This is a genomic window from Flagellimonas lutimaris (assembly GCF_051494225.1).
Lineage (GTDB): Bacteria > Bacteroidota > Bacteroidia > Flavobacteriales > Flavobacteriaceae > Flagellimonas > Flagellimonas lutimaris_A.
In genome coordinates this window covers 172,294-181,146 of sequence record NZ_JBNPYE010000009.1, presented here as the reverse complement: position 1 = coordinate 181,146, position 8,853 = coordinate 172,294, and the positions used below count along the sequence as shown (strand labels likewise).

Below are 8,853 nucleotides of genomic sequence, written 5' to 3'. Positions count from 1 at the left end.
GGCGATATTCTGGGTAGTGCGATAGGTGCAATTTGGTTTAGCGCTCTGTTGTGAACAATTTACTTTAAGATGCATTGCAACGAAGTTGCGCAGATTAAAGTTCGCCCTTGGCGAATTGTTCACAACGGTTAGTATATGAAAAGTAGACGTTTTGGAAGCACCAAGCTTTCAATTAAACACAAAGTTTGATACGAACCTAAAGCTTTAAATTTATTACTGTATCGCCTATTTTTTATATACATTGTTACCTGCTGGCTTTCTGTTAATTGAATTATCGGTTACTTGTCATAAAATAATCCCAAGTAACCTTAGAAATATCAGATATTATTTTTTCGTTTGTTTCAATTTCTTCTTTAGATTCCGTCACAAAAACACTGATGATAAAGTATTTCCCATTCGGCATAAAAACAATTCCAATGTTGTTTACAGCAGCAATTATACCTGTCTCTTTATTCTTTCCCGACCATCCAGTTTTATGGGCAACAATTGTTTCTTCGGGTAATTGCCCTCTTAATCTTTTCTTTCCTGTTTTGGTTCCTTTCATTATATTCCATATAAAGTCATAACTGTCTTTGGAAAGTAATCCATTTTGATTTTCATAAAATGTTAACAGAATCTTATTGGCCTCTATTGGTGTTGTCCAATTTAAAAATTGCAAATCCCAATTATTCTGCATAGTCTCCTCGTTTATTTTTACAGCAAAATCTTTAAAACCAAGGCTTGAAAAATAATTCTCAACAGCTTGTGGTTCTCCGAGCAATTTTAACAATATATCACAGCCAACATTATCACTTAAAGCGACAGTGTACTCAATAATTTCTGCAATGGTAAGTGTAGTTCCTTCGGGATATTTTTCTCTTATTGGACTCCATAGTCCAGGTAGCAGTTCACTTTTCTTAATATCAATTTTTTGGACAAGTGACAGATTCCCTTTATCTACTTCAGATAAAATTGACAGTGCAATTGGAAATTTGAAAACACTCTGCATTGGATAGTGTCTTTGACCATTGATACTTAGTGTATCATTAGTTTTAATCCCATTGATTGCAACTCCAACAATTGCATTCTTTGAATTTGCAATACTATCAATTTTCTGTCTCAAAGCTTCTATTTCTTGAGAATAGCCTTTTGTTAAAGCTATTAGGAAGAGAAAGAAAATAATGGATGTCTTTTTTTGCATATTATTTGTTTTGCTTGCAGGTAACTATTAGATATAAAGCTAATTCCTTATATCCCATGATATTTGGAATAAACATAATACTTTTTTACACAAAAGGGATATATTCGTGTTATTATGTCTGTTCCCGATTTTGTGAAAATATTGGAGGTTAAAAGGTATAGTAAGAATACTATTGACAGTTACTCATCCATTGTAAAAATGGCAATTCATTATTTTCAAAAACCATTGAACAAAGTTGATGAGAGTGAGCTACATGGATATTTTTATCATATGGTACATACTAAAAAAGTCTCTTATTCTTATCAGAAACAGATTGCTATGGCATTGAAGTTATATTATAACGAGATGTTTAAGCAGAGCATCCATTTGGAATTCTTATTTCCAAATAGAAAACCAAATAAGCTTCCTATTGTGCTTTCTAAGAAAGATGTATTAAAAATCATGGACAATGCCAATAACATTAAACATAAGGGAATGATTGCGCTCCTTTATAGCGCTGGCTTAAGAGTTGGAGAATTGATTAATTTAAAAATCCAAGACATAGATTCCGCTAGAATGATTGTTCATGTTAAAGCCGCAAAGGGCAATAAGGACAGAATTGTTCCTCTCTCGGAAACAACTTTAATATTATTACGAAAGTATTATCGAGAATACTCACCGAAAGATTATTTGTTCGAAGGTCAAAAAGGTGGAAGATATTCTTCTTCAAGCTTTAATAAGCTGTTAAAAATGTGTACAAAAAAAGCCCGAATCAATAAAAACGTTACGACGCATACGCTGCGACATAGTTATGCGACACATCTATTGGAAAAAGGTACAGATATTAGAGTTATACAAAAGCTATTGGGACATAACTCTATTAAGACTACTATGATATATACTCAAGTCTCAGAACCAACATTGTTAAACGTTACAAGTCCATTGGATGACTGAAAATTAATAGTATTGTTACTGTTCCGTTGCTGATTAAAAAAACCCTGAAAATCAATAGATTAACAGGGTTTAAACGTACTCGAGGCGGGACTTGAACCCGCACGGGCATAATGCCCACAGGATTTTAAGTCCGGCGTGTCTACCAATTCCACCACTCGAGCCTGGACTTGAAACAAAAAAACGCTGCAAGCAGCGTTTTCTTTCGAGCGAAAAACGGGATTCGAACCCGCGACCTCCACCTTGGCAAGGTGATGCTCTACCAACTGAGCTATTTTCGCATTTTAAAGAACTCTGCACTTTTCCCAAGCGCGGATGCAAATTTATAACATTTCTATTAAAATAAAAGAATTTTTTTAGGAAGAAGCCTTTTTCTTTTTTCCTAACAGTCGTTTGATCTCGTTGAGTTTCATCAGAGCCTCCACAGGGGTCAGTGTATCAATGTCCAAGTGCAATATTTCTTCTTTGATTTCTTCCAACAAAGGGTCGTCCAAATTAAAAAAGCTTAACTGCATCTCGTTTTGGGAGGCCTGAAGTTTGTCGCTTACCTCTTCACTGGAGTGCGATTTTTCCAGTTTTTTAAGGATTTTGTTCGCTTTTTGAATCACCTGTTGGGGCATACCCGCCATTTTGGCCACATGGATTCCAAAACTGTGCTCACTGCCACCCGGCACCAACTTACGTAAGAAAATAACATTGTTCTCCAATTCCTTTACCGAAACATTATAATTTTTGATACGGCCAAATGTATTGGTCATATCGTTGAGTTCGTGGTAATGGGTAGCGAACAGGGTCTTTGCCTTGGCAGGATGCTCGTGCAGATATTCGGAAATGGCCCATGCAATGGAAATTCCATCATAAGTGCTGGTACCACGACCAATCTCGTCCAATAAAACTAAGCTGCGCTCCGAGAGGTTGTTCAAAATGGAAGCGGTCTCGTTCATTTCCACCATAAAGGTCGATTCGCCCATCGAAATGTTGTCGCTCGCCCCAACACGAGTGAATATTTTGTCCACGACACCTAAATTGGCTTCCGATGCGGGCACAAAGCTCCCCATCTGGGCTAACAATACAATAAGTGCGGTTTGCCGTAACAAAGCCGATTTACCACTCATGTTGGGCCCTGTGATCATAATGATTTGCTGTTCCTCACGGTTAAGGAGCACATCGTTGGTCACATACGCATCACCAATGGGCAATTGTTTTTCAATAACGGGGTGTCTCCCTTCTTGGATATCGATATCGGTGGAGTCGTTGACAACAGGTGCTACATAGTTGTTCTCCTTGGCCAGTTGGGCAAAACCGCAAAGGCAGTCCAATTGCGCAATAAGTTGAGCGTTTAGCTGCACAGGAGAAATGTATTCCTGCATCCAGACCAACAATTGCTCAAAAAGTTGTTGCTCGAGTTGGTAAATACGTTCTTCAGCGCCTAGAATCTTGGATTCGTATTCCTTTAGCTCCTCCGTAATGTAACGTTCCGCGTTGACCAAGGTTTGTTTGCGTATCCAGCTTTCGGGGACTTTGTCCTTGTGGGTGTTTCTAACCTCGATGTAGTAGCCAAATACGTTGTTGGATGCAATTTTTAGCGAAGTGATTCCTGTTTCCTTGGTCTCGCGCTCCAGCATTTTGTCCAAGTAATCTTTACCGGAAAACGCAAGGCCTCGCAGTTCATCCAGTTCTTCGGAATAGCCTTGGGCAATGGTGCTGCCCTTGGCAATGTTCACAGGAGCCTCCTCGTTGAGTACTTCTTTAATTTTTGAACGCAGGGCTTCGCAATCGTTCAAGCGCTCCCCAATATGTTGCAAGGAATCATTATTGGCATTTTGTGCCAATTGTTTAATGGGAACAACGGCTTCCAAGGAATTTTTGAGTTGAATCACTTCTTTAGGGTTGATTTTCCCTGTGGCCAATTTGGAAATCAATCGCTCCAAATCTCCCATTTGCTTAATGTAGCCCTGAATCTTGTTCAGTTGTCCCTCTTCATCTTTTAAATACGACACAACCTGATGCCGTTGCCGTATTTTTTCAACATTTTTCAGCGGAAGGGCCAACCATCTTTTGAGTAGCCGCCCGCCCATTGGGGAAATGGTCTTGTCGATAATGTCCAGCAAGGTTACCGCATTTTGGTGCGGAGAATTGTAGAGTTCCAGATTTCGAATGGTAAAACGGTCCATCCACACGTATTCCTCCTCGGCAATACGCTGTATTTTGTTGATATGTTGTAATCGGCTATGCTGTGTTTCGGACAGATAATGTAAAACCGCACCCGAAGCAATGATTCCGTGATTGAGATGGTCGATACCAAAACCCTTTAGGGTTGTTGTCCCGAAATGATGGTTCAGGCTCTCTTGGGCATAATCCTCCTGAAAAATCCAATCTTCCAAAAAGAAACTATGGAATTGGTTGCCGAAGCATTCCACAAATTCTTTTTTATGTTTTTTAGAAACCAAGACCTCGTTCGGTGAAAAATTCTGGAGCAATTTGTCCACCTGTTCCACCGACCCTTCGGAGGTCAGATATTCCCCGGTGGAAATATCTAAAAAGGAAACCCCCAATTTGTTTCTGCCAAAATGTACAGCACACAAAAAGTTATTGCTCTTTGCGGACAGAATATCATCGTTCAAGGCAACTCCTGGTGTGACGAGTTCCGTAACCCCTCTTTTTACAATGCTTTTGGTCTGTTTGGGATCTTCCAGCTGGTCGCATATGGCCACGCGCTGCCCAGCTTTTACCAATTTTGGCAAATAAGTGTTCAGGGAATGGTGCGGAAACCCTGCCAATTCAGTTTTATCACCGCCATTGTTTCTATGCGTAAGGATGATGCCCAAAATTTTTGCGGCCTTTACCGCATCTTCCCCAAAGGTCTCGTAAAAGTCGCCAACACGGAACAGTAACAGAGCATCAGGGTGTTTCACCTTAATGGTATTGTACTGCTGCATTAACGGGGTTACTTTCTTTGTTTTCTTCTTGGCTGCCAAAGCGATTTAATTCTGTTACTTTTGCCCAAAATTGGGATGGAAACGAATATATTGTTTTCATCAACCATCAAAAATTTTTGTTGATATTTTTACCTCAATGTTTAAAAAATGAGTCGAAAACTGGAAAATAGCGAGCTGGACCGATTGGATGTGACCAGTTTTAAGGAGGCGAAAAAATCTCCTATCATCATCATTTTAGACAATGTCCGTAGCTTGAACAATATCGGTTCCGTGTTCCGAACTGCCGATGCTTTTTTGGTTCAGAAAATCTATCTCTGTGGAATTACGGCCACCCCTCCCCATAAAGACATTCGCAAAACGGCTTTGGGCGCTACCGAAAGTGTGGATTGGGAATACCGAAAAAATACTTTGGAATTGGTTGATGAACTAAAGCAGAGCGGTGTGAAAATTGTTTCGGTGGAACAAGCTGAAAATGCCGTTATGCTCAATGATTATGAAGTTGGGGACGACGAAACCATTGCCTTGGTTTTTGGAAACGAGGTAAAAGGGGTTTCGCAAGAAGTGGTGACTGCCAGTGATTTGGTTTTGGAGATTCCTCAATTTGGCACCAAACATTCATTGAATATTTCTGTAAGTACTGGGGTAGTGGTATGGGATATTTGGTCTAAACAAAGTGCTTTAAAATAAAAGAGGCCCTGATAAACAGGGCCATATGTAAAGTCTGAGTTAGTTAGTTTCTCGTTTAGAGGTTGCTAATAAAATAAAACCATTCGTTATATCCAAACATTTTCCAAAAATTCTCTTAAATGTTTGATGAAAGTATATTGTCTTCCAGCTTTTCCAAAATGAATTCGTAATCGTCCGGATTGTGTACAAAATCAAGTTCGCCAATGTCCAGAATTATGCTGTTTTGGTTGGGGTGGCTTTTAATGAAGTCCAAATATCCCCTATTGATTTTTTCTAGATATACCGGATCTATATTTTGTTCATAGTCACGCCCCCTTTTTTTTATGTTGGCCAATAACCGTTCGGTATTTTGATAGAGGTAAAGGTAAATCTCAGGCTTTCTTACCTCATTGTACATAAAATTAAAAACCTTTCGGTATAGGTTGTATTCTTCTTTTTGCAAGGTGACCTTTGCAAATATGAGTGACTTGAAAATATCGTAATCACTCACCATAAAATTCTTAAAGAGATCAAACTGTGAGGTATCATCCATAAACTGTTGGTACCGATCCGCCAAAAAGGACATTTCCAAAGGAAATGCATAACGAGCTTGATCTTCATAAAATTTTGGAAGAAAAGGGTTGTCCGCAAAACGCTCCAATACCAATTTGGCATTAAAGTCGTTGGAAATCATTTTGGAAAGGGTGGTTTTGCCGGCCCCAATGTTTCCTTCGATGGCGATCAGTTGTAATTGCGAAAAAAGCCCCGACCTATCCTTAAAAAGCTTGTGCTTGGTCTTGGTGAGCTGGCTTTTGTCCCTGCACTCTTGCAATAGGTTCCGAGTATCCTTGTACAGTACAGGATGATAGAATTGTGGCGCGATGTCACCCAAAGGTTTCAAAACAAAGTTCCTATGCTGCATTTGAGGATGGGGAATCACCAAATCATCATTATTAATGATTTCTGAGCCATAATAAATAATGTCAATATCCAAAGTTCGGGAACTATAGCCACCGTCTTCGGAACGAATCCTTCCAAAATCCTGTTCTATTTCTAATAATATATTCAGTAATGCACCTGGTGTAAGGGGTGTCAATAACGACACAACAATGTTTAGGAATTGATCGCCTTCGAAGCCAATCGCCGGATTTTCGTAAACCGAAGAAATATCCAAGATGGAACCTGCCTTCTGTTGGATACGAAAAATGGCTTTTTGGAGGTTCGCATGACGATTGCCCAAATTGCTCCCTAATGAAAGATATACCTTTTGCTTTCTACCCATAATCGAAGAAACAAAGTAAACAAAACAATACTACAATGGTTATATTTGAGGCGTATTAAATTTTATTGAATGAAGTTTTTAAGAAACCTACTTGCCTCAATTTTGGGGAGCTTAGTGGCATTTATGATCGTTGTTGGCATGTTCTTCATCTTTATGGCCCTAATAGGAAGTGCGGATGATGGTGTCGTGGTGAAAAAGAACTCTGTGCTGGAACTTAGTTTTGTTACACCTATATCTGATTATGCAGGTAAAGATGAAACGGATCCTTTTGCTCCGCTATGGGCAGCAGAACTTGGCTTGGACGAAATTTTGCATGCTATTGAAGTGGCCAAGAATGATAACAATATTGAAGGGATTAGTCTTACTGCCGGGTTTTTACAGGCTGGTATGGCCCAAACCCGGGAAATACGAAAAGCCTTGTTGGATTTTAAATCCTCGGGCAAATTTGTCATGGCACATGCCGATGTATATTCGCAAAGAGATTACTACTTGGCCAGTGCAGCCGATGAGGTGTATGTTAACCCTGTTGGTGTTTTGGACTTTAAAGGATTGGCTACTGAAGTACTTTTTTATAAAGAACTTCAGGAAAAATCAGGGATTAAAATGGAAGTTATCCGACATGGGAAGTACAAAAGTGCCGTAGAGCCTTTTCTTTCCAATACCATGAGTGATGAAAACCGTACCCAGATCAAAGAATTGATCACTTCGATCTGGAGTGTTATTGTGGACGATATTTCGGAATCCAGAAACATTACGCCTCAAAACTTAAATGTAATTGCGGATACCCTTGGTGGAAGAACCCCAAAATATGCCGTAGCATCCGGTCTTTTGGATGGGACTTTGTATTTCGACGAATATGAAAATCTTCTAAAGGAAAAGATGGGGGTTGATCAGGGTGATGAATTGAATTATGTTGAGCTTATCGACTATGTGCAAAAGGCAAACAGAGAGAAAATCCATAAAGGCTCGGATAAGATTGCAGTGATTTATGCCCAAGGTGAAATTTTGTTTGGAGAAGGCGGGAAGGACTATATTGGACAAGGTCTTATTGTGGATGCATTGCACAAAGCCGTGGACAACGAGAGTGTAAAGGCTATTGTACTTCGAGTGAATTCCCCAGGAGGTAGTGCTTTGGTCTCTGATATTATTTGGAGAGAAATGCAACTGGCCAAAAAAGAAAAACCGTTGGTGGTTTCCTTTGGAAATGTGGCCGCATCGGGAGGCTACTATATAGGGGTAGGAGGTGACAAGATTTTTGCTGAGCCTACTACCATAACGGGATCTATTGGGGTTTTTGGAACTATACCCAATGTAAATGAACTTGCCGAGAAAATTGGCGTGAATGCGGAACAGGTGGGTACCAATAAAAATTCAGTGGACTATTCGTTTTTTGAACCGATGACCGATTCCTTCCGTAGTGTGATACAGGAGAGCATTGAAGAGACCTATGAGACCTTTTTGGACCGTGTATCCCAAGGTCGTAACATACCTGTGGAACGAGTAAATGAAATCGCCCAGGGAAGAGTTTGGAGTGGCGTGGATGCCCAGGCCCTCGGTTTGGTGGATGAATTGGGTACGTTGGATGATGCTATTACCGCAGCTGCTGAAATGGCCGGATTGAAAGATTATGGTATTCGTAAATACCCCAAATACAAATCCGGTTTCGAACGGTTTATGGAAGACTTTGGGTCAGTAAAAACCAAAATTGGAGAGTCTGTTATTCAAGAAGAGATAGGTTCCGAAGCCTACGAAATATTACGGGAGTTTAAACAATTCACCAAACAAGAGGGAATTCAAGCCAAGATGCCGTTCAGTCTGAAAATTAAATAAGTGAATCATAATAGTTCCTGGTTGGA

At 39.8% G+C, this 8,853-nt stretch carries 6 protein-coding genes and 2 tRNA genes; 3 read left to right on the top strand and 5 right to left on the bottom strand.

The annotated features are described in order from the left end of the window. Positions 1 to 271: 271 nt before the first annotated feature. On the bottom strand, positions 272 to 1,180 hold the full coding sequence (gene bla / locus ACQQ5U_RS16100; protein WP_437399087.1) for a class A beta-lactamase, subclass A2: 909 nt from the start codon (positions 1,178 to 1,180) through the stop codon (positions 272 to 274). A gap of 114 nt (positions 1,181 to 1,294) precedes the next feature. On the opposite strand from bla, the gene xerA reads away from it, so the two are divergent. Continuing rightward, positions 1,295 to 2,113, top strand: a complete 819-nt coding sequence (gene xerA / locus ACQQ5U_RS16095; protein WP_437399085.1) for a site-specific tyrosine recombinase/integron integrase — start codon at positions 1,295 to 1,297, stop codon at positions 2,111 to 2,113. A gap of 76 nt (positions 2,114 to 2,189) precedes the next feature. Here the strand turns inward: xerA and ACQQ5U_RS16090 are convergent. The 3 genes from ACQQ5U_RS16090 to mutS form a co-directional block, all read right to left on the bottom strand. After that, a tRNA-Leu gene (locus tag ACQQ5U_RS16090) sits at positions 2,190 to 2,274 on the bottom strand. A 44-nt stretch (positions 2,275 to 2,318) separates the two neighbouring features. Then, positions 2,319 to 2,391 (bottom strand) — tRNA-Gly (locus ACQQ5U_RS16085). Between the two features lie 75 nt (positions 2,392 to 2,466). After that, entirely contained in the window at positions 2,467 to 5,049 is a 2,583-nt protein-coding gene (gene mutS / locus ACQQ5U_RS16080; protein WP_437399090.1) for a DNA mismatch repair protein MutS, read from the bottom strand. A 147-nt stretch (positions 5,050 to 5,196) separates the two neighbouring features. On the opposite strand from mutS, the gene ACQQ5U_RS16075 reads away from it, so the two are divergent. After that, a complete protein-coding gene (locus ACQQ5U_RS16075) occupies positions 5,197 to 5,736 on the top strand; it encodes an RNA methyltransferase (protein WP_437399084.1) in 540 nt (179 codons plus the stop codon). 115 nt (positions 5,737 to 5,851) lie between these two features. Here the strand turns inward: ACQQ5U_RS16075 and folK are convergent, their stop codons facing one another. Further along, a complete protein-coding gene (folK, locus tag ACQQ5U_RS16070; RefSeq protein WP_437399083.1) occupies positions 5,852 to 6,997 on the bottom strand; it encodes a 2-amino-4-hydroxy-6-hydroxymethyldihydropteridine diphosphokinase in 1,146 nt (381 codons plus the stop codon). A 69-nt stretch (positions 6,998 to 7,066) separates the two neighbouring features. Here folK and sppA point away from each other — a divergent pair, with 69 nt between their 5' ends. Further along, positions 7,067 to 8,827: a signal peptide peptidase SppA gene (gene sppA, locus ACQQ5U_RS16065; RefSeq protein ID WP_437399082.1), complete on the top strand. Its 1,761-nt coding sequence runs from the start codon at positions 7,067 to 7,069 to the stop codon at positions 8,825 to 8,827. Positions 8,828 to 8,853: the final 26 nt, after the last annotated feature.